This is a genomic window from Eubacterium sp. LMAG:50, assembly GCF_008680265.1.
GTDB classification, from domain to species: Bacteria; Bacillota; Clostridia; order Lachnospirales; family Lachnospiraceae; genus Eubacterium_U; species Eubacterium_U album.
In genome coordinates this window covers 163,144-183,232 of sequence record NZ_NALP01000004.1, presented here as the reverse complement: position 1 = coordinate 183,232, position 20,089 = coordinate 163,144, and the positions used below count along the sequence as shown (strand labels likewise).

At 31.2% G+C, this 20,089-nt stretch carries 26 protein-coding genes; 21 read left to right on the top strand and 5 right to left on the bottom strand.

What is annotated here, in order from left to right; all coding sequences use genetic code 11:
* The first annotated feature begins 7 nt into the window (after positions 1-7).
* The 4 genes from CCC31_RS01045 to CCC31_RS01030 all read left to right on the top strand — a co-directional run bounded on the left by CCC31_RS01045 (position 8) and on the right by CCC31_RS01030 (position 3,552).
* Positions 8-514: a phosphatase PAP2 family protein gene (locus tag CCC31_RS01045; RefSeq protein WP_118565798.1), complete on the top strand. Its 507-nt coding sequence runs from the start codon at positions 8-10 to the stop codon at positions 512-514.
* A 77-nt stretch (positions 515-591) separates the two neighbouring features.
* Positions 592-1,956, top strand: a complete 1,365-nt coding sequence (locus CCC31_RS01040; RefSeq protein ID WP_022089300.1) for an MATE family efflux transporter — start codon at positions 592-594, stop codon at positions 1,954-1,956.
* Positions 1,957-1,977: 21 nt separating this feature from the next.
* Positions 1,978-3,219, top strand: coding sequence for a GTPase HflX (hflX, locus tag CCC31_RS01035; RefSeq protein ID WP_363347149.1), 1,242 nt, complete (start codon positions 1,978-1,980; stop codon positions 3,217-3,219).
* A 21-nt stretch (positions 3,220-3,240) separates the two neighbouring features.
* Positions 3,241-3,552, top strand: coding sequence for a thioredoxin family protein (locus tag CCC31_RS01030; protein ID WP_117909099.1), 312 nt, complete (start codon positions 3,241-3,243; stop codon positions 3,550-3,552).
* Positions 3,553-3,810: 258 nt separating this feature from the next.
* Here CCC31_RS01030 and CCC31_RS01025 read toward each other — a convergent pair whose 3' ends face one another.
* Together CCC31_RS01025 and CCC31_RS01020 are read right to left on the bottom strand one after the other, a co-directional pair.
* On the bottom strand, positions 3,811-4,671 hold the full coding sequence (locus CCC31_RS01025) for a DegV family protein (protein ID WP_290848945.1): 861 nt from the start codon (positions 4,669-4,671) through the stop codon (positions 3,811-3,813).
* A 182-nt stretch (positions 4,672-4,853) separates the two neighbouring features.
* Positions 4,854-6,602 carry a hypothetical protein gene (locus tag CCC31_RS01020; protein WP_290848944.1) on the bottom strand — a complete coding sequence of 583 codons (1,749 nt, stop codon included), beginning with the start codon at positions 6,600-6,602 and terminating at the stop codon, positions 4,854-4,856.
* 253 nt (positions 6,603-6,855) lie between these two features.
* On the opposite strand from CCC31_RS01020, the gene CCC31_RS01015 reads away from it, so the two are divergent.
* Positions 6,856-7,392 (top strand): DUF3877 family protein, encoded by a 537-nt coding sequence (locus CCC31_RS01015; RefSeq protein ID WP_290848943.1) that lies wholly within the window; start codon positions 6,856-6,858, stop codon positions 7,390-7,392.
* A gap of 166 nt (positions 7,393-7,558) precedes the next feature.
* Here the strand turns inward: CCC31_RS01015 and CCC31_RS01010 are convergent, their stop codons facing one another.
* Positions 7,559-8,722, bottom strand: coding sequence for an MBL fold metallo-hydrolase (locus CCC31_RS01010; RefSeq protein WP_117909107.1), 1,164 nt, complete (start codon positions 8,720-8,722; stop codon positions 7,559-7,561).
* Between the two features lie 153 nt (positions 8,723-8,875).
* Positions 8,876-9,181 (bottom strand): hypothetical protein, encoded by a 306-nt coding sequence (locus CCC31_RS12655; RefSeq protein WP_363347212.1) that lies wholly within the window; start codon positions 9,179-9,181, stop codon positions 8,876-8,878.
* Positions 9,182-9,321: 140 nt separating this feature from the next.
* On the opposite strand from CCC31_RS12655, the gene CCC31_RS01005 reads away from it, so the two are divergent.
* From CCC31_RS01005 to CCC31_RS00940, 14 genes are all read left to right on the top strand, one after another.
* Positions 9,322-10,806: an AAA family ATPase gene (locus CCC31_RS01005; RefSeq protein WP_290848942.1), complete on the top strand. Its 1,485-nt coding sequence runs from the start codon at positions 9,322-9,324 to the stop codon at positions 10,804-10,806.
* Between the two features lie 76 nt (positions 10,807-10,882).
* The gene (locus tag CCC31_RS01000; RefSeq protein WP_290848941.1) at positions 10,883-11,074 is read left to right on the top strand and encodes a hypothetical protein; all 192 of its coding nucleotides are present in this window, start codon (positions 10,883-10,885) and stop codon (positions 11,072-11,074) included.
* 630 nt (positions 11,075-11,704) lie between these two features.
* A complete protein-coding gene (locus CCC31_RS00995; protein ID WP_022089308.1) occupies positions 11,705-12,301 on the top strand; it encodes a GNAT family N-acetyltransferase in 597 nt (198 codons plus the stop codon).
* Positions 12,302-12,329: 28 nt separating this feature from the next.
* The gene (locus CCC31_RS00990; protein WP_022089309.1) at positions 12,330-12,926 is read left to right on the top strand and encodes a hypothetical protein; all 597 of its coding nucleotides are present in this window, start codon (positions 12,330-12,332) and stop codon (positions 12,924-12,926) included.
* 63 nt (positions 12,927-12,989) lie between these two features.
* A complete protein-coding gene (locus CCC31_RS00985; RefSeq protein WP_290849072.1) occupies positions 12,990-13,775 on the top strand; it encodes a class I SAM-dependent methyltransferase in 786 nt (261 codons plus the stop codon).
* 22 nt (positions 13,776-13,797) lie between these two features.
* Positions 13,798-14,307, top strand: coding sequence for an AAA family ATPase (locus tag CCC31_RS00980; RefSeq protein WP_022089311.1), 510 nt, complete (start codon positions 13,798-13,800; stop codon positions 14,305-14,307).
* Positions 14,308-14,609: 302 nt separating this feature from the next.
* Positions 14,610-14,849 (top strand): hypothetical protein, encoded by a 240-nt coding sequence (locus CCC31_RS00975; protein WP_290848940.1) that lies wholly within the window; start codon positions 14,610-14,612, stop codon positions 14,847-14,849.
* Between the two features lie 104 nt (positions 14,850-14,953).
* Positions 14,954-15,745 (top strand): GNAT family N-acetyltransferase, encoded by a 792-nt coding sequence (locus CCC31_RS00970; protein ID WP_022089314.1) that lies wholly within the window; start codon positions 14,954-14,956, stop codon positions 15,743-15,745.
* A gap of 7 nt (positions 15,746-15,752) precedes the next feature.
* Positions 15,753-16,331 (top strand): hypothetical protein, encoded by a 579-nt coding sequence (locus tag CCC31_RS00965; RefSeq protein WP_022089315.1) that lies wholly within the window; start codon positions 15,753-15,755, stop codon positions 16,329-16,331.
* 340 nt (positions 16,332-16,671) lie between these two features.
* On the top strand, positions 16,672-16,839 hold the full coding sequence (locus CCC31_RS00960; RefSeq protein ID WP_022089316.1) for a hypothetical protein: 168 nt from the start codon (positions 16,672-16,674) through the stop codon (positions 16,837-16,839).
* A complete protein-coding gene (locus tag CCC31_RS00955; RefSeq protein WP_022089317.1) occupies positions 16,826-17,125 on the top strand; it encodes a type II toxin-antitoxin system RelE/ParE family toxin in 300 nt (99 codons plus the stop codon). Before CCC31_RS00960 ends, CCC31_RS00955 begins: the two co-directional genes overlap by 14 nt.
* A 101-nt stretch (positions 17,126-17,226) precedes the next feature.
* Positions 17,227-17,511, top strand: a complete 285-nt coding sequence (locus CCC31_RS00950) for a hypothetical protein (RefSeq protein ID WP_022089318.1) — start codon at positions 17,227-17,229, stop codon at positions 17,509-17,511.
* 43 nt (positions 17,512-17,554) lie between these two features.
* A complete protein-coding gene (locus CCC31_RS00945; protein WP_022089319.1) occupies positions 17,555-17,740 on the top strand; it encodes a hypothetical protein in 186 nt (61 codons plus the stop codon).
* A 16-nt stretch (positions 17,741-17,756) separates the two neighbouring features.
* The gene (locus CCC31_RS00940; RefSeq protein WP_118565809.1) at positions 17,757-18,617 is read left to right on the top strand and encodes a hypothetical protein; all 861 of its coding nucleotides are present in this window, start codon (positions 17,757-17,759) and stop codon (positions 18,615-18,617) included.
* A gap of 61 nt (positions 18,618-18,678) precedes the next feature.
* Here CCC31_RS00940 and CCC31_RS00935 read toward each other — a convergent pair whose 3' ends face one another.
* Entirely contained in the window at positions 18,679-18,894 is a 216-nt protein-coding gene (locus tag CCC31_RS00935; RefSeq protein ID WP_147585766.1) for a hypothetical protein, read from the bottom strand.
* A 155-nt stretch (positions 18,895-19,049) separates the two neighbouring features.
* Between CCC31_RS00935 and CCC31_RS00930 the strand changes: the two genes are divergently transcribed.
* Both CCC31_RS00930 and CCC31_RS00925 read left to right on the top strand, forming a co-directional pair.
* Positions 19,050-19,385, top strand: coding sequence for a hypothetical protein (locus CCC31_RS00930; RefSeq protein WP_147585767.1), 336 nt, complete (start codon positions 19,050-19,052; stop codon positions 19,383-19,385).
* Positions 19,386-19,727: 342 nt separating this feature from the next.
* Positions 19,728-20,018 (top strand): hypothetical protein, encoded by a 291-nt coding sequence (locus tag CCC31_RS00925; protein WP_290848939.1) that lies wholly within the window; start codon positions 19,728-19,730, stop codon positions 20,016-20,018.
* The last annotated feature ends 71 nt before the right edge of the window (positions 20,019-20,089 follow it).

The window sequence follows — 20,089 nt, the reverse complement described above, 5'->3', positions numbered from 1 at the left end:
GTGATTTATGACAGAAAATGATTACAGAAAAATAAGTAACAAAATAAGAAAATATAAATATGGAGAGCAGATAGTAAGAAAACTTAATTTATTTTCAACATCTGTTGTTTATATTATTTATATTTTAGTTGTTGTGTTTATGATTATAACTAAGGAATGTGATGTTATAAGGATTGTTGCTGTCACGGCAGTTTCATTTATAGGTGTATCTTATTTTAGAAAAAAATTTGATGCACCGCGTCCTTATACGGTATATAATTATGAACCAATAATAAAAAAGGAAAAAGAAGGGAATTCATTTCCAAGCAGACACGTATTTTCAGCTTTTGTTATAGCAACTACATTCATATATGCTAACTTAGAATTAGGCATATGTTTATTTGCTATAAGTTGTTTGATAGCTGTGCTGCGTGTTATCGGAGGTGTTCATTTCCCAAAGGATGTAATCGTAGGAGCGATTACAGGAAGTATATGTGGGGTTTTAGGAAGTCTGTTATTTATAGCTATTAGATAAAAGCAGATTATAATTATTCAAGGTTAAAAAATAAATTATACAGAATGGAAAGGTTAAAAACCTAATAAGGAGTAACTATGGAAAATAAAAGAGTTAAGGATATGACAAAGGGAAACCCTGCAAAATTACTTCTTCAGTTTACAATTCCTTTGTTGATAGGTAATGTATTTCAGCAACTTTACAATATGGTAGATTCTATTGTTGTAGGAAACTTTGTTGGTGAAAATGCTTTAGGAGCTATTGGTACAACTAATTCATTACAGTTCTTTTTCTTTTCGCTTGTTTTAGGATTATCAATAGGAATTGGGATTGTAGTTTCACAATACTTTGGTTCATCAGATGAAGAAAACGTAAAGAATACAATAGGTAACGCAATATGGGCAATTTCGATTTGCTCAGTATTAATGTCGTTAGTAGGATTCTTCCTTGCAAGACCGGCACTTGTATTAATGAATACTGATCCGGCAATATTAGAAGATGCAGTTATATATTTAAAAGTTACTGCAATTGGTTTTATTTGTGTAGGAATGTATAATGGTGTATCAAGTATTTTAAGAGCACTTGGAGATACTAAGACACCACTTACATTTTTAATTGTAGCCAGTTTGATAAATGTAGCATTAGATTTGCTTTTTGTACTCCAATTTAAATGGGGTGTTGTTGGCGTTGCAGTAGCTACGGCATTTGCACAATTGATATCAGCAGTGGCATGTATTATATATGCCGTTAAATGTACAACATTTTTCAGACTTACAAAAGAAAACTTAAAGATAAAAAAAGCAATATTATATAAATGCTTACAGTTAGGAATTCCGGTTGCATTGCAAAATGCATTGATAGCTGTTTCACTTATTGTTTTACAGGGAGTAGTAAATGGATTTGGTGCAACATTTACAACGGCATTTACAGTTGTTGCAAGAATTGAACAGTTAGTTCAGCAGCCATTTATGTCATTAGGTTCAGCCATTTCTACATTTACAGGACAGAATATGGGAGCAGGAAATGTAAAGCGTGTAAAACAAGGCTTTTTCTCTGGAACAATTATAAGTACAGTATTTGCATTGGCTGTATTACCAATATTCTGGGGATTTGCACCACAGATAATATCTATATTCGGAAAGAGCCCGGATGTAATTGCAATAGGTACTGTAGGTCTTAGAATAGATAGTTGCTTTTTAGCATTTTTAGGATTAATTTATACTACTAGAAATGTCTTGAATGGAGCAGGAGATGCAATGTTCTCATTAATGACAGGAATAGTAGAAATGTGCGGAAGAATATTCCTTGCAAGACCACTTACGATGGTGCCTATGTTTGGAAGATATGGTGTATTTTTTGCAACAGGACTTACATGGTTCTTAAACGGAACAATAAGTTTAGTAAGATATAAACGTGGCAAATGGAAAAAATTAAATGTAATTTCAAAGATAAGTGAGAACTAACAATAAAACGAGGTGATGTATTTGGCAAAATTAATTGAAAATAAAGAAGAAATTGAAAAAGTTATTCTTGTGGCTGTATCATTAGATGACAGCAATGATGCGGATGAATCATTATATGAGTTAGAAGAACTTGTAAATACTGCAGGTGCACAGGTAGTTGGAAGAGCAATTCAAAACAGGGAGGCAGTTCATCCGGGAACTTATGTAGGTAAGGGAAAAGTCGAAGAATTAAAAGATTTGATATGGGAGACACAGGCAACAGCTATTGTGTGTGACGATGAGTTAACACCTGCTCAATACAAAAATTTAGAAGACGAACTTAACGTAAAAGTTATGGACAGAACATTGATTATATTAGACATTTTTGCAGGCAGGGCAAAGACTGCAGAAGGAAAAATACAGGTAGAACTTGCTCAGCTTAGATACAGATCCTCAAGACTTATAGGTATGAAAAATCTGTCAAGACAGGGTGGTGGAATAGGAACAAGAGGTCCCGGAGAAAAGAAACTTGAAGTTGACAGAAGATTGATAAGGGACAGAATTTCTCAGTTAAAAGCAGAAGTTAAAGATATGGAAGCACATAGAAATGTTACACGAGCTAAGAGATCTCAGAATCCTGTGCCTGTAGCAGCAATTGTTGGATATACAAACGCAGGTAAATCTACATTATTAAATACTCTTACGGATGCAAAAGTTTTAGAGGAAGATAAGTTATTTGCTACGCTTGATCCTACAACAAGAAATTATAAACTTCCTGACGGACAGGAGATTTTGTTGACAGATACAGTTGGATTTATCCGAAAACTTCCACATCATTTAATAGATGCATTTAGAAGTACATTAGAGGAAGCAAAATATTCAGATATTATTATACATGTAATTGATAGTTCAAATCCACAGATGGATAAACATATACATGCTGTGTATGAAACATTAGAACAGTTAGACGTAAAAGATAAAATTATAATTACAGTATTTAACAAGCAGGACAGACTTGAAAATAAGCCGATTTTAAGAGATTTTAAGGCTGATTATATTGTTAATGCTGCAATAAAAAATAAAGTTGGTATTGAGGAGTTAAACGATGCCATAAGCAAAGCTCTTAAATCAATGAGAGTTCATATTGAAAGGGTATTTTCTTATGCTGATGCCGGAAAGCCCGGTCTTATAAGAAAATATGGACAATTATTGAAAGAAGAATATAGAGATGATGGAATTTATGTTGAAGCATATGTTCCGTCAGAAATGATGGACAGACTATAAATTTACAAAGGAGACAATAAAATGGTAAAGAAAATTAAAAACAATGATTTTAGCGAAGTAGAAGCAAGTAAAATAGCGATAGTTAATTTTTCAGTTACAGGAAATGAATCATGCCAGATAATGGAACAGATAATTAACGAAACAGCAGATGAATATGCAGGAAAAGTTGATTTTTATAGAGCTAATATTGCAATAAATCAGGAATCACCTAAAAAATATGATGTTGAAAATATTCCGGCTGTAACAATGTTTATTAATGGTGAAAAAATTGCTACAAGAACAGGATTTCAGCCTAAAGAAATAATAGAAGCATGGATTGAAAGTAAATTATAATAATAAAAAATTAAATTCATTTGTGAAATATTAAAAAAGTTTATTTAATAGTGAAAGATAAAAATATGAGTTTATTTTAATAGTTAAAGGTTAAGTTGCTCATTATTAAAATAATAAAAAGATTAAAATAATAAAAAGATAGATTTTTGAATTAACGTATCGCTGATTAATCGTTTAATTAAATATGAAACGAAGCGATATGAAATTTCTAAATCTATCTTTTTTATTATTTATTAAATTAATTACAATAGCGTTGATTTAAAAACTGATTCCGATTCCAACAGCTCCGGGACCGGTATGACATGCAATACTTGCAGATAAAGGCCCATAGAATACTTTCGCATTTGGAAAAGCTTCTTTTACCATTCCAAGCCAGTTTTCAATTTCTTCTTCTGATAATCCGGCACCTGCGGCACCAACTTTTAACCTGGATATATCATTATGTGAAAAACGACCGGCAATTTCGCTTTTTAAAGCTTCAAGCATCTTATCCTGACACTTTTTCATACTTCTTGCCTTTGCAAATGAATCAAGCTTTTCACCCTGTATTGTTAAGATAGGCTTAATATTAAGCATTGTTCCAATCATTGCAGCAGCAGGAGTGATACGGCCACCTTTCTTCAAAAATTCCAACGTATTAACTGAAATATATATACTTGAGTTATAAGCATCATCTTCTAAAGCCTTTTTAATTTCAGCACCAGATTTGCCTTCGTCAGCAAGTTCTTTTGCTGATAAAACAGATTCTCTCATTGTAACTGAAATTCTGTGGTTATCTGCTACAAATACTTTATCTTCATATTCAAGAGCAAGTCCCATAGCGGCAGAACATGAATTGCTTAATCCGCTTGACATAGGAATATATACAACCTGATCATAATCTCCACTTTCAAGGATAGAGTCCCACATATCCATTACTTCTCCGGGAGAAGGCTGAGATGTGGAAAGATTTTTATCACCGGTTAAAGCTTCATAGAATTCCTTCTCAGTTATATTTATACCTTCATAATAAACTTTATCATCAATAATTATCGGCATAGGAATGACAAAAATTCCTAAAGATTTTCCTTCTTCAGTTGTAATACCACTATTGGTATCAGTCATAATAGCTGTGCGCATTTGATTCTCCTTGTAAAAATTAATTTATAACTATGAATTGAAAAACAATTTCTTACTTAGTACATTTAGGCACTAGTCAAATAATTTTAACATTAAATGTGCGATTTTTCAATATTTATAAATTATAAATCACAATTAATTAAAGCCACATCTGATACAATAACAAATGAAAATAGTTATTTTTAATAAATATCAAGGTCAGATGTATAGTCAGAAATATAGGAATCTGACGAATCAAAATCTGAAGAGTCGTAGTCCGATATATCAAAGTCAGAAGTATTATAATCAGATGCATCAAAATCAGAGAAATTATAATCAGATGCATTATAGTCATTCTTTAAAGATGAATAATAACCTAAAGTGTCTGATACTATATCTGAGTATGAAATATCAAGATTTGCTCTTGAAGCAAAATCATTAATAAATGATTCAATGTTAAAATTAGAAATATAGTTATCTAGCGCATTTGAGTCAGAAACATCGATAAATGTTGAATTAGTATCAGGAAAATCGATATCAGCTTTGTTTGTAGATTCCTGTTTAAGTGTTAATATACCACAACTGTTTTCTTTATCTAGGGCTTCAACTTTAACCAAACTGCTTAAAAGAGATGTTTTTACTGATAAATTCAATTTATAGTCTTCTAAATCTTTGTAAGTAGTAGTAAGAGTTATATCACCATTAAATGTTCCATCTAACAATTTAGAAACATCACCATTAGATACTGTTGCGTTTATTGTTACCTCTTCAGTTGGGAAAGTAATTACAAAATCTCCACTAAATTCAGTTAATGTAGATGAACCTTTTCCTTTAACTAAAAATACTACCTTATCGCCTTCTTTAATAGTTGACTCAATTCCTAAAGAAGTTGCTTTTATAGCACGTTTATATTCTATGGTGTATGTTTTATCAGCTGTAATAGTTATTGTACGTCCAATAATATTTCCTTTGTTATCAACATAAACAAACATATCTAATAAGTCTTCATATTTTGTAAATTCATCTTTTGATTCTTCAAGTTCCTGTATAAGTGAATCAATATCTTCATAATATGATTTAGAAGTGACATCATTTAAGTCTGAAGAAGAATCAATTGATTTAATGTAATCAATCATATCATCAATGATAGATTGTATATCTTTATCATCTTTAGCAGTTTCTAATATAGTATGAATAGAATCATAAAGTTCCTGACCACTCATTTTAACGGTAAGTCCTACACAATCCTGAGTTATACTATTTGCAGTTATAGTTGTTTTAGTTTTTTCTACATTACTAACTGAGTTGACAAAAAGAGTTGAATATTTTTTTAATATAGATTCGAGTTTTTCAGGTTCAGGGTATAAATCAGAAAAAGAACCAAGTGATTTTAATGAATCAATATTAACATCATATTCCTCAGAGTTAAGATATGAAGAAAAATCTAAATAAGAGTCAGAAATTTCAGGAATCTGACCATATATTTTTGCATTGTCAAAATCAATAAAACCATTACCTGAAACAAGGTTAGCATCATTGATTTTTGCAGCTAAGGTAACAGCTTCTTTTGAATTGTCAAATGAAGATTTGTAAGTCAATTCTGCTGAATTAATCTGATTTAATTTAGAATTTATTTTTACTAATTGATCTTTTAATTCGTCACTAAAATCTAAATGTATAGATGCAGTTGATGAGTATTTTTTTGAAGTTATTAATTTATAAGCAGTAGAGTAGGATTTAATACTGTTATCAATGTCATTGTTAATATTATTGTTTTCAACTCTGTGATAATAATCTTCAGGTTTAGCAAATTTTTCCTGAAAGATATTAGAAATAACGCTTCTTGAAGCGTAAACAGAACCACCAATTATGGTGACAAGTATAACTGCAATAATAATTACAGGTATAAATTTCTTTTTCTTTGGTTGTGTAGATGTTTCAAATTGGTTCATAAGCCCTCCATTTTTTGTTAATGTATTAATATAATATACATCATATAGATAATTTGTTACATCTAAACTATAAAAGATATTGAGAGTTATGTCAATATATGTTGAAAAATGAGAATATAGAAGTTAAAATTTGAAATGAATTAAGTATAGCACGGAACAATCCGTATCCATCAAAGTTGGGGGATTTTGACTCCGGCATCATTATACTTAAATAGAATTGATAGAGAATTAATTAAAAAAGAGGAATGAAAAAATGAACGGTTACAAAATATTAGAAAATAATCTTATAGATATAATAAAAGAAGAACAGGCAAAACTTGGATATCGAAAGGAAAAAATCAGATTGTATTATCCTTTAAGTTCACTTAATAATATGTTTTCAAGTCAAGATAATGTTTATGAAATGGCTGAAAGATTAAAAAAACTGTCAGAGTATACTAATGAAACATTAGGAGAAATAAACGTGTCAAATAAGGCTGATAGATTTTGCTTTTATATAAGTGAACAAGGTGTTGAATATGTTCATAATAATACTAAAGAAGATGAGTTTATTAAAAAATTAATTGAATTGGTTGGAAAGCATGAAACAAAGATGCAGGATATAGAAAATTTATTCCTTTCTAAATCATCAAAAGTCCATATAGAAAAGATGGAAGATAATGAGTTTGATACACTTATATATTTTGAGGAGGATAGTGAAGATACGTATTATTATTGCTTTAAAGATGAAGGCTTCCATATAATATATCATAGATTTTTACCAGATGATTATAAGGATATGTATCAATAAAAATGAACTAAACTTAACATGAAAACTTCCCGTAAAATTTGATATTTTTTTATTATTGATATTTAATGAAGAAAAATATAGCAAATTTCACGGGAAGTTTTTGTGTTTAAGCATATTATATAGCGTAGAGTACAGATTATTATAAATAACACGACAACATAAATTGTTATATGAGTTCGTTAGCTAAAGCTTCGAGAGAAGCGATGTCTGTATCTTTTAAAGTTGATTTGATTGTTACCATATTTTCACAATAGGTTAAATCTTTCATTCCGTCTAGAATAGATTTCATAGACTTTCCAGCCATTGGAGCCCATGACCCGTTTTCAATGATTCCAATTTTACGCTTTTGATAATTCTTGTGAGCAAGTCTGTTAAGAAAATCTTCCATAGGTGGAAATACACCACCATCATATGTAGCAGCAGCTAAAACCAACTTATCATATCGAAAAGCATCTTCAATTGCTTCAGCCATATCATCTCTTGCTAAGTCAGTAAATGCAACTTTTTTGCAACCCTTTTCTTTTAAAATATCTGCGAGTTTTTCAGCAACCATTTTTGTATTACCATGAATTGATGCACAGGCGATAAGAACACCTTCATCTTCAGGTTCATAACTGCTCCATGTAAGATATTTTCCAATATAGTAATCTAAATTCGCATTAAGTATTGGACCATGCAATGGGCAAATGGTTTTTATGTCAAGAGTAGAAGCTTTTTTTAGTAATGTCTGAACGGGTGCACCGTATTTGCCGACAATATTAAAATAGTATCTTCTTGCTTCACAAGCCCAGTCTTCATCAGCAGATAAAGCACCAAATTTGCCGAATCCATCAGCAGAGAAAAGAATCTTTTCGCTTACTTCGTATTCAACCATAACCTCAGGCCAGTGAACCATTGGAGCCATAATAAATTTTAATTTATGAGAACCTAAATCAAGTTCATCTCCGTCTTTAACAACTAAACAAAGGTCAGAGAGATTTTCAATATCAAAAAACTGAGGCAACATAGCAAATGCTTTAGCACTAAGAACTAATTTGACATTAGGATATTTGTCTATAAGATTTTTTATATTAGAAGAATGGTCGGGTTCTAAATGTGAAATAATAAGATAATCGACGTTTCTTCCAGCTAATTGAGAGTTAAGATTAGAAAACCATTCATCAGTTTTTCTCGCATCGACAGTGTCCATAACAGCAGTTTTTTCATCAAGAATTAAATAAGAATTGTAAGAAACACCGTTAGGTACAATGTATTGACTTTCAAATAAATCAATATCAATATCATCAACTCCGATATATTTTATTGAATCTGAAATATAAGTGTTGTTCATTATAAATTCCTCCTGTATTGTATTGCTCCGTTTTTTTACGGTGGCTGTTAGTAGGAAACATTGGTAAAATATGAATTTTATAAATATTGTTTCCAAATATAAATATAGACATATTATAACACTTATAATATAGAATGAGAATACAAACACGCATCAAAAAAACGTCGTGTTTGTAATGGAATTATAATTTGTGTAATCAGTAATGCCGTGACCAATATTTGGATGAAAATTTGAATAAATGACATCACTTAAACAAATGACAAATAAAATTCCAAATATGATAGAAATATAACGTAGTCGTATTTTGGCAAGCATGTTGTCTAAAATAGGGGCAATAAAATATACGATTGCAAGCCCACCAATTCCAAACATAAGTAATCCTTCTGCACTAATTCTGCCTTGTAAATTTAAAAAGTAGCAGTGTTGTGTAAAATTAGAATTAAGTAAAAAAAATAAAATGTTTAGAAATTAGCACAAAAAATAATATCAATGGTTGTTCATTTGCAAAATAAATAGTAAAATACGTTGTGGAATAAAGGAAGAGTAACAATTTTTAAGAAGTAAGTTACTTTATTTTAATAAGTTAGAGGAGATAACAAATGCCGGTATTTGATTTTAGCAGCGCACCTGTAGATAAGAAAGAAGCAATATGTACATACACAACATTTCAATCGAACAATTCAGTTCCAACAGGTGATAAACCTATAATGGTGCTTGATAATAGTAAGAAGAAATGGAACCATCATTCAAGTGGAATTTTTACAAATCCATGTAAAAGAACTTCATTTGAATTTAACGAAGATGATGGTATTGTAAGTGCTGATATTTTAAAGATAGATTCAAGATTTGTAAGCTTGCTTAAATGGTTAGGAGAAAATCATATTAATGTTCGTCTTTCGGGAGAAAATAACGAAGAAGGTTATGCAGTATATAAGATTAGAGAAACTTTATCAGGTGGTGGTACAAAACTATCAGCAGAAGACGGATTCCTTCAGTTTATGATTGACAGATTGTTAGCAAGTAATGCACCTTCAGAAGAAGTCATTGATGATGATATGGATGAAGAAGGAGACAGCATGAAGCTTACAAGTATTCAAAGCATTACTGATTTTATGAATTGCGCCGGAAGAACATTACCTGATAATATCAGATTATGGGCAAGAAGAAATCTTGCAGTTGCACGCTCAAGCGAGGTATCTCAGGAGGAAAGACATCATGCACAAAGAGCACTTTCAATAATGATGAATATTCAATGGAAGAATAATTATTTTGAAGCAATTGATCCTGATGAAGCACGTAGAATATTAGATGAAGAATTATATGGTATGGAACGTGTAAAACAGAGAATTATGGAAACAATAATTCAGATTAACCGTACACATACGCTTCCTGCATATGGACTTTTATTAGTAGGACCTGCCGGAACAGGAAAATCACAGATTGCATATGCAGTTGCAAGAATATTAAGACTTCCATGGACAACACTTGATATGAGCTCAATTAATGATCCGGAACAGTTAACAGGAAGTTCACGTATATATTCAAATGCGAAACCGGGAATTATTATGGATGCATTTTCAATGGCAGGTGAGTCAAATCTTGTATTTATTATTAATGAGTTAGATAAGGCATCATCAGGAAAAGGAAATGGAAATCCGGCAGATGTATTGCTTACGCTTCTTGACAATTTAGGCTTCACAGACAATTACATGGAATGCATGATTCCTACAGTAGGTGTTTATCCTATTGCTACAGCAAATGAAAAGGATCAGATTAGCGCACCATTAATGTCAAGATTTGCAGTTATAGATATTCCTGACTATACATCAGAAGAAAAGAAGATTATTTTTTCTAAATTTGCACTTCCAAAAGTATTGAAACGTATGAGTCTTAAGGAAAATGAATGTATTATGACAGATGAAGCATTAGATGAAGTTATTGAAATTTATAAGAATACAAGTGGTATAAGAGATTTAGAGCAGGCAGCAGAACATATAGCTGCAAACGCTTTATATCAGATAGAAGTAAATGATGTAAATTCAGTTGAATTTAATGCAAAGATGATTAGAGAATTGCTTGTATAAATTTAAGTGGGCATTCTATGAATGCCGCGAGCTTAAGGATTGCAGAGCAATCATTAAGAAATGTATGCATGAATGAATGGCATTCCCGGAGTTGTTTGGGGATGCCTTTTTTCTGACAATTAGGAAGAAGGTCTATGAAGAGGCAAGGAAAAGTCATCCGAAGCGATGGCAAAAAAAAAGACTGGAGTTTTTTAGAAGAAGAATGGTTAAATCAAAAACAAAAAAAGAAACAAAAAAAGAAACAAAAAATGAGGTAAAAGCCTCATAAATTAAAAAGAAAGGAAAACGGGGTGAGTGACAACTAGCCAAAAAATTCCGTGACGAAAAACAATAGAATTGGTAAGTAATTGCTCATAGGAAAATGAAGATAAAATAAGAAATGAAAGCAGTCAAAGGTGAAATTTTGGCTGTTTCTTTTTATGTAGTGCATTTCAGATTTCTGTATAGAAACCATCCGGAAATCCAATAGCGGAAAATCCATTGTTGTATGGTTTGACCGTATGGTTGTTAAAGTTTATTAGTAGTGGAAATTGGAAAATCATATGGAATCCGTGCGGAAAATTTATAGTGGAAAATTTATTCCTATATGGATATCACTATATTTCCGTATGGAGCAGGGGTATTATGGGCTGTTCCCCTAGCAAGAGGCACTTTTCTTTACAAAGTGCGTATCTTGCCAAGGACAGTAAGGGGAAAAATGGGTAATTTTTGAAAAATTTTATTAAAGCGAAAAACTGGGAAATGAAGATGCAAGATTGGTAAATTTAGGGTGTGAATGTATTGATGCGTATGGTAGAATTGAAGCAGTGGATATGGAATGGTTTGAATTACCTATCATTTCTTGAGAATGGAAAGAATTAGTTTGTTACATAAATATCCAAGCAAGGAGGTATTTTTGATGAATTTCAAAGTGTGCAAACTCACAAAAGATATGTCAGATGATTACATTGACTATTTTGAGCATAGAGCATTTTCTGATGGAAACATTCAAAAAGGCTGTTATTGCGTCTGGCATCATTGGACGGATAAGCATGAGCAGGAGCGGAGTCTAATGCCGGAGAATGAAAGACTGTATCGTAAAAGAGATTATGCAAAAGAATTGATAGAAAGTGGTATCTTGAATGGCTTTGTAGCCGTCTATGATAATCAAATTGTTGGATTTTGTAATGCAGACACAAAAGATAATTATTTTCGATTAAGCAGGGAAACGGCTCCATATAGTTGGAATGGTGTTGATGAAAGGGATAAAATACTTTCTATTGTATGCTTTACCGTTGAGCCGGATATGCGTAGGATAGGAATTGCAAAAGCACTGCTGGATTGTGCCTGTCAGTATGCAAAGAAAAATGGATACGATTATATTGAAGGGTATCCGTCACGGGGAGAATTTTCTATAAATGATTGTGGTGGTCCAGTATCAATGTATGTAAATAAGGGATTTGATATTATTGAAATTCCGAATGGTTTGATTGCAAGAAAGAAAATACAAAAATAAAAGATTTTATTATCGGGAGGATATTTATATGGAATGGGGTAAAAAAGTTATTGAGAAAGCATTAGAATATGCTAACTACGAATGGATTGCAACAGAAAAGAATTTAAAGCATGGGACAGATTCTAATGGTGTAGAAGTAGATACACCGGATACCACTTGGAAAGGTAAAATTTTGAACTGTGGTTGGTGGAAACCGAATCAAAAAAATATAGGTGTGGCATACGGATGGGGATTAGCTTCTACTATAGAGGAGTTTAAAAAAGGAATTTCCGAAGGAAAATATGTTGGAAATGTACCGGAAGATAAATCAAGAGACGTAAGCTACGATTGTGTAGGAGTAGATTGCTCTGGCTTGTTGACTGTGTGTTGGGAGTTGCCTAAAAAAATATCTACGAGAATTATTCCTGATTACGCAAATGTAATTGAAAGCATTGATGAAATTCAGCAGGGAGATGTATTAGCTAAAATAGGAAGTCATGTTATGTTTTTCAAAGAGTTTGTGGATGATGAGAAAAAAGAAATAATTATTATAGATGCTACAAGAAGTACAGGGAAGGTATCTGTGAGAAAAGAAAATGTAGTCGAATTATTTTGCAAGGGGTATAAGATATATCGGAAGAAATAGATTAAACAATAAATGATGTTGAAAAACAAAAAATATCACTTTGAAAAATGCAGGAGACGAATGATGGAAAATAATTTTTTGGAGCAATATTATAATTTATATGATGAAGATGGAAGATTGGCATCAAAGCATGGTAAGGTTGAATTCATTACTACGATGAAATACATACATGATTATGTAAAGCCGGGAGCAAAAGTTCTTGAGGTTGGAGCGGGAACCGGAAGATATTCTATTGCATTGTCACGTGAAGGCTATCAGGTGCAGGCAATGGAATTAATAGAACATAATATTGAAGTTTTCAAATCTAAGTTGACGGATAATGAACATATAGATATCAAACAGGGAAATGCCTTGGACTTATCAGTCTATGACAATAATTACTTTGATGCGATACTTATTTTGGACCCAATGTATCATTTATACAACGAAGAAGATAAAGTACAAGTATTGAACGAAGCAAAAAGGATTTTGAAGAAGGATGGATATATTTTCGTGGCTTACTGCATGAATGAACCAACGATAATCCAATGGGCATTTGCTGACGATGGCAATAATATGCTGGAGAGTTTGTCAAATAATATGTTGACGGACGATTTTGCTTGTATTTCCAAACCAGCTGATTTATTTGAATTAGTTAGAGTAGAAGATATTGAAAGACTAAGTGAAAAATGTGAATTAACTAGAATTAAGTTTATTGGAACAGATATGTTTTCGAACTATATCAAAGAGCGGATTGAGGAATGGTCCGATGAAGTATATGAGATCTATTTAAAATACCATTTTTCTATATGCGAAAGAAGTGATGTGATAGGGTTAAGTAATCATACGTTAGATATTTTAGTGAAGTAAATACGAAATTGAAAGGAAAATCATGAAGAAATTAATAGTGCTAAGTTCTGCATGTGGTGTTGGAAAATCCACAATAAAAGAGGAACTCAATAAGAAAAAATTATTAGAAAATTATGCCTGTATTGACACCGATGAAGTTGGCATTAATTGGTGGGATTATGCAGGAACGGAAAATGAAGCAAAGTTCAGTGATGATTGTATTGCCGAGGCAGTAAGAATGTCAGGCGAGAAAAATCTGCTGTTTGTAACTTGTATGAATCCCTATGATTTCTATGGAAAGGTTCATATTCCATCGGAAATAGCATCTACGTTCTTTATTGGGATGACCTGTTCTGATGATGAAATTAAGAGACGGTTAAAAGCCAGACCGGCAGAGAGAATGTGCGGAAGTGATGAGTTTATCACAGGGCAGATTCAGTATAATAATTGGTTTAAAGAAAATGCGGGAAAATTTCAGTTTTACATAGATAATACAGATTTGACGATTGATGAAACTGTGGAAGAGATTGCAATATTTGCCAGAAGGATTTGAATTCTTCCCGTTTACATGTGGATATTTGAAAAGGAAAATTTAACATATAATGGGAGAAATAATAAATCAATGAAATAAAGATTGAAGATTATATCTGTGAAAAATTGTCTTTAGATGAACAAAAAATCGCCCTAGACTTTGTTGATTATTTGGAAAAAGAAAAATTTATATTTGTTAAGGACAATGGCTATTGGAAAGATAAAATTTAGTATCTGATAAAATATAAGAATGAAGGTATCTGTTTTATTTTAATAAAAGATCCAGAAGAACCGGAAAATCATTGGACTGTATGGTCAGATGATATGGATTCAAAATGGTTGAAAGAAATTTCTGAGGATGAAGAAATTAAGGAACTTGCCTGGAAACATGTAGATTTATGTGAAAATTGCGGTTCGTGTAGTGGTGGTACACGGAAAGTGATTTTTGGAAAAGAGTTTGAAAAAGTTTGTGGATGTACTTTTAGAATTGACAATCCTAATTCAGAGGATTTGAAGTTTATGAAAATTATGGTACAAATAAGGAAAAAGGAAATTGCGAAATGAAATATATCATTCGGGAGGCGACGAACAAAGATACGGAATTTATTTGCAGAATCAATAAATATACAATGGGATATGACTATCCAGAAGAAAAGACACAATATTAATTGAAGAAAGTTTTGTGTGATGGTAACCCAAAAATTTTTGTGGCTGAAATAGAACATTTAGTGGTTGGTTATGTTCATGCAACAAAGTATGATTTATTGTACGCAAATTCAATGGTAAACATTATGGGATTGGCAGTGTTAGAGGAATATAGACACAATGGAATTGCAACAAAACTGATGGATTCGGTTGAAGAATGGGCGAAGAATATTGGTGCAGATGCTATCAGACTTACATCTGGAAAAGAACAAGAAGAATCACACAAGTTTTATAGTAGTATTGGCTTTGAAAAGAAGAAGGAGCAGATAAATTTTGCAAAAAAAATTGAGATAGGAGTAGGTTATTTGAAAATATTATATGTAGGATTTAAAGGTATTCATAATTCTTCTAACAAATTAGTTCAGAATCTTCAAGGAGAAAAATTTTTTCTGACAAACTCCTTTAAGGGATTAAAAAGGGATATTGAAAATCTGGTGGGAGAATATGAACAGGTTTATATGTTTGGATTGGATAAAGCATTAAAGGATTCGGTTCGTATAGAAAAATGTGCTGAGAAAGATGGAGAACGAATTTATACGCAAATGCAGTTATATGGAATAGAAGAATGTTTGAAAAATAATGCAATCCCATACAGTGTATCGCACAATTCGACGCATTATTTATGTAATGAAGCCTACTTTTATATGTTGAAAAAGATGAATGGACATGTAGTCTTTGTCCATATTCCATCAACAAAAAATCTGACAGAAGAGATGTTACAAAAGTTAGTTTTAGTTTTTGAACAAAAAGGATGATTTTACTATGAGAGATTTTATATTTATTATAGGAGCCAGTGGTATTGGAAAAACGACACTAGCAACGAAATTATATGAACATTACAAGGGTGCGTATGTTGAAATGAGTATGATTCCAGAGTTCGGAGTGCCTGAAGGTGTCGATGAGGGTTTGTTTGAAGAGCAGGTTTGCTGGGAGTCTTGTGTGACTCAAGTGAAAAAGTTCTGGGAACTTGGCATAAGAAATATTGTTGCTCTAGACTTTGACGATTTAAGAACAAGAGATATTCCAGAGGTGTTCAAAGGATTTAATTATATTACGATAAAACTTGTTTGCAGTGATTATAGACAAAATTATGAACAGATGAAAAATAGAGGAAATGGACTTATAGATTTTGAATTGTTAGAGAAAATGAGTCAAAAAATTAATGCAAGAAAATGCTTGGTGAATGAGTTTGAACTGGATATTGCAGGAAAAACAGTTGAGCAGGTTTTCATAGAAGCGTTAGAGATAATTGAACATAAGGAAATAAAAATGGAGTATGACTATTTAAAACCTAAAAAGCAATTGTTTTATTCTTGGGTTTTCAGTAATGGTTTACGGTAAAAGGATTTGAGGATGAAAATAATTTTTTATTGTAGATGGGCATAATCTACCGTTTCAGATGTTCTTGGAATGTCTACAAGAATTGTCAATAAAGATGGTATTACGATATAAGGTGTCATTGGGGTTGTAGATGCATTAAATAAAATTATTGATATAACAAAGCTAAAGCATGTTATCGTGTTGTTGGATAGCGAGCAGCACAATGAGCGATAAGAGAATGTAATTTATATTAATTGGAAAATTTGAAAGAATCAAAATAATAGTTGCTATTTATTTTTGAATTGCATACAATAAAGACAGGTAGATAAACATTTTCAGCCATACAAGAAAGGATGGTTATATGGCAGTAGCAGTAAAAAATAATTATGATATTGCATTGAAGGAACAACAGAAAGAAGTTAGAAATATGGTTCTTGCAGGTTTGGAAAATATTAAAGAAGGTAAGACAAAAGATTTTAACGAGGTATGCGACAGATTGGAGAAAAAATATAGAAATGCAGCAGTATAAAATCAGAATTAGCGAGTTAGCTGAACAAGATTTAGAAAACGCAGGTGATTATATTGCATTTAAACTGCTTAATCCTATTGCTGCTGAAAATATGGTAAAAGGTATTAGGGAACAAATAAATAAGTTGGAAGTTTTTCCAGCCAGTTATGAACTAGACGATGATTCTATATTAGCAGAATTAGGAATACATAAAACATACTATAAAGAATATAAGATATTTTACACTATTGATGATAATGTGAAGAAAATTTTTATAGTCAGAATATTGCATATCCGAATTACATAGCAGGTGCATATTATGTAAGTAAGGTAATTAAAACAAAGGATTGTAATGCTAATAATGTATCATATTTGAATAATGGTATGAGTCAGGGACAACAGAATTATATGAAAAATGATATTATGAATATGAATTGGGCAAATATTCAATCAAAGTATAATTTTACATATAAAGAGATAGATACTAATAAACGTTTCTTATTATGGGGAGCATTAATGCATATAACTTCTGATACTTATGCACATAGGTCATGGACAAAAAATAGTTCAGTAAATTGGGTACATATTGGAAGCCCAGATACATATGATACAGGAAAAATTCCATTAAGATATGATGCAGCAAAGAAAGTTATAGAAAATATAATGAAAAAATGTATTAAAAAAATGTATTAAAACATCAGCACCATATTCTTCAAATTACTTTATGAGTGAACAAATGGCACTTGATTCAAACTATTATAACGGAACATTTAAGTTGAAAAGATTGATGTTTTATGCAAGTGATAATAGTAAAAATGAACCTAACTATAATTCATATTATTTAAATTTAGGGTTAGGAACACAACCAGAAACAAGTGAAGAAATGGGAACGTTGATGGCATTAGGTGTCTATTTACATTGATGGTGGAGGAAGGACTATGAAAAGAACAATTGCAATTGCAGCACTTTGTGCAGGTATAATGTTAACTACATTTCCATGCCAGGCAAAGGAAAGCGGAAATGTAAAAATTAACGCAAAGAATTTTCCAGATACAATAGTAAGAGAATATGTGTCAGAAAAAATCGATAAAAATAATGACGGTTACCTTAGCAAAAAAGAAATATCAGCAGTGAAAACAATCACTATTGATAAGAATAATTTGTATTGGGAGAATAAAGAGAAGCCAAAAGAAGATTATGAAATAATAGACGGCAAAGGCTTAGAAATTTTTACAAATGTTGAAAAAGTAAAACTTACAACATATTGTGATACTTATGTAAGTGAGTATGGCAACATAAAAAATATCAAAGTTTTAACAAAATTGACGAAGATAAAGAACTTGGAAATTAGTGGTGTTAATAACAGTAATTATGATTTCACAAAATTAAATAATTTAGAGAGGTTATGTATAAAAAGTACAAAACTTAAAAAACTGAATTTATCTAAGAACGTCAAATTGAAAAATCTGAAGCTTGCATATAATCCTTTGTTGAAAAAAATTAATCTTACGAAAAACAAAAATTTAGAAAAGATTAATTTATACGGAAGCGGAGTTAAAAAAATTACACTGGGAAAAAATAACAAAATAAAAAATGCTAACCTAAATTGTACATTTATTAGCAATTATGAAAAATGTAATTTTAATCCAAAAACATTAAAAACTCTAAAAATATGCAATACACAGATTAAAAAAGTTAATTTGAAAAAGTACAAGAATCTAAAGAAATTGTCAGTTACAAAAGAGGTAAAAGTAATTGGCTATAAAGGTAAAAAAACAATTTACGATGAGACACTATAATTAAAAAAGGGAGCATACTACATTAGCGATTTACAAGCAGCTGTAGTATGCTCCCTTAAATTTATTTATCTTCAATGTGCATTAGCCCATGTACAATCAATCCGATTCCCACAATTAACAGTAATATAAATAAATAGTGCAATAATATGGAGTTACCGGAAGAACTAACAACACTGTCGGCTAATAAAACGGCTTCACTTAAGTTATCAAGGGCAAGTCCTATGCAACCTGAAAGTAAACAGGTGCAACCTATAATTATTATTGATAAGTATTTCATTAAAAATCTCCTTCTAAAACAATAATTAAATACTATAGTTTCTTTAGTAAAAAGTCAACGCAAATATAAAATGCAAAAACCAAAATAATTTAAAAATTATATTTAAAATATGTTATTGTAAAAGTAAGAATAAAATTGTTGCGGAGTGAATGTATATGCAAGATATAAAAATAAAAAATTACAAAAGGCTTATTTTATCTGTTTTTATTGGAGCTAGTTTAATTTCGATTATGCAAGTGACAATATTACAGGTTTTATTAACGTGCTTTATTTGCTTTGTTGTATTCGATTTTTTGAAAAAAAGAAAGCAGAATGAATTAGGAAAATGTAATCATTTTGTTATTGAATGTGTTATTGTTACTTCTTTTGCATTAAGTGAAATATTGGGAAATTTTATTGGTATATATAATGTACATACGTGTAATTTCTTTGGGTTAGGTATTGCATTATTATGTGTAATATTGGAAGGAGTTTTCTTATTTAAGGAATAAAGAGTGTAATTCGTTTAACGCCTTTGATGAAGCCAGCCTTTTTTCATATGCTTGTTGATAGTAGAGCATAGTTATATCGTACATTTGGTATCCCAAGTTGACAATTGGAAATAAGTAGTAAGAAAGTGTCGTCAAACTGTCGTCATTTTCTCACGCAAGTAGAAATAATGACAACATAAACAGCAACAATACACAATGGAAACAACGAAAATAAAACAAGATATACCAGACAATGATGAAATAATTCCGTGAAGGTGGTAGAACAGTAGGTTCAGGTAAGGTTGCTACTATTGTTATGGAATAGTTGTCTATGAAGGTTATGAGGGGGTAAATAGCTTTTTGATGCTTAACATGCAGGAGAGTCTGAATCTTTCGCCAAAATATGTTTTGATAGGTTTTATTTTTCGATTTGGAGCACCAAAAGAAATAAGGGTGTCAAATATAATTGTGGAAGCAGGAATTGAGCAGATATGCGATGTATGTGGAATTAAACTTCGCAGAATAAAAAGATTAAAAGGATTGGAAGAGTACAAAGATAGTTATACAATAGAAAAATATTATTTTGAAAACAGAGAGCAAAAATTAGGCGAAATATGGGGATATTTTCTGATTGACACATATACTAAATTATGATAAATTTTTTATAACAGAGAGGGAGTAGTTGCATGCAATGCATGTTCTGATTTTCGTCAGTACGTTCTATA

Coding starts and splice junctions, on each gene's coding strand:
- CCC31_RS00960 (WP_022089316.1), top strand. CDS start 16,672: ATGGCAGTAGCAGTAAAAAATAATTATGATATTGCATTGAAGGAACAA.
- CCC31_RS01010 (WP_117909107.1), bottom strand. CDS start 8,722: ATGAACAACACTTATATTTCAGATTCAATAAAATATATCGGAGTTGAT.
- CCC31_RS00950 (WP_022089318.1), top strand. CDS start 17,227: ATGAAAAATGATATTATGAATATGAATTGGGCAAATATTCAATCAAAG.
- CCC31_RS00935 (WP_147585766.1), bottom strand. CDS start 18,894: ATGAAATACTTATCAATAATAATTATAGGTTGCACCTGTTTACTTTCA.
- CCC31_RS01025 (WP_290848945.1), bottom strand. CDS start 4,671: ATGCGCACAGCTATTATGACTGATACCAATAGTGGTATTACAACTGAA.
- CCC31_RS01005 (WP_290848942.1), top strand. CDS start 9,322: ATGCCGGTATTTGATTTTAGCAGCGCACCTGTAGATAAGAAAGAAGCA.
- CCC31_RS01020 (WP_290848944.1), bottom strand. CDS start 6,602: ATGAACCAATTTGAAACATCTACACAACCAAAGAAAAAGAAATTTATA.
- CCC31_RS01045 (WP_118565798.1), top strand. CDS start 8: ATGACAGAAAATGATTACAGAAAAATAAGTAACAAAATAAGAAAATAT.
- CCC31_RS00985 (WP_290849072.1), top strand. CDS start 12,990: ATGGAAAATAATTTTTTGGAGCAATATTATAATTTATATGATGAAGAT.
- CCC31_RS01000 (WP_290848941.1), top strand. CDS start 10,883: ATGGCATTCCCGGAGTTGTTTGGGGATGCCTTTTTTCTGACAATTAGG.
- CCC31_RS01040 (WP_022089300.1), top strand. CDS start 592: ATGGAAAATAAAAGAGTTAAGGATATGACAAAGGGAAACCCTGCAAAA.
- CCC31_RS00945 (WP_022089319.1), top strand. CDS start 17,555: ATGGCACTTGATTCAAACTATTATAACGGAACATTTAAGTTGAAAAGA.
- CCC31_RS00995 (WP_022089308.1), top strand. CDS start 11,705: ATGAATTTCAAAGTGTGCAAACTCACAAAAGATATGTCAGATGATTAC.
- CCC31_RS00955 (WP_022089317.1), top strand. CDS start 16,826: ATGCAGCAGTATAAAATCAGAATTAGCGAGTTAGCTGAACAAGATTTA.
- CCC31_RS00965 (WP_022089315.1), top strand. CDS start 15,753: ATGAGAGATTTTATATTTATTATAGGAGCCAGTGGTATTGGAAAAACG.
- CCC31_RS01030 (WP_117909099.1), top strand. CDS start 3,241: ATGGTAAAGAAAATTAAAAACAATGATTTTAGCGAAGTAGAAGCAAGT.
- CCC31_RS00930 (WP_147585767.1), top strand. CDS start 19,050: ATGCAAGATATAAAAATAAAAAATTACAAAAGGCTTATTTTATCTGTT.
- CCC31_RS00940 (WP_118565809.1), top strand. CDS start 17,757: ATGAAAAGAACAATTGCAATTGCAGCACTTTGTGCAGGTATAATGTTA.
- CCC31_RS00990 (WP_022089309.1), top strand. CDS start 12,330: ATGGAATGGGGTAAAAAAGTTATTGAGAAAGCATTAGAATATGCTAAC.
- CCC31_RS00980 (WP_022089311.1), top strand. CDS start 13,798: ATGAAGAAATTAATAGTGCTAAGTTCTGCATGTGGTGTTGGAAAATCC.
- CCC31_RS00925 (WP_290848939.1), top strand. CDS start 19,728: ATGCTTAACATGCAGGAGAGTCTGAATCTTTCGCCAAAATATGTTTTG.
- CCC31_RS00975 (WP_290848940.1), top strand. CDS start 14,610: ATGGATTCAAAATGGTTGAAAGAAATTTCTGAGGATGAAGAAATTAAG.
- CCC31_RS01015 (WP_290848943.1), top strand. CDS start 6,856: ATGAACGGTTACAAAATATTAGAAAATAATCTTATAGATATAATAAAA.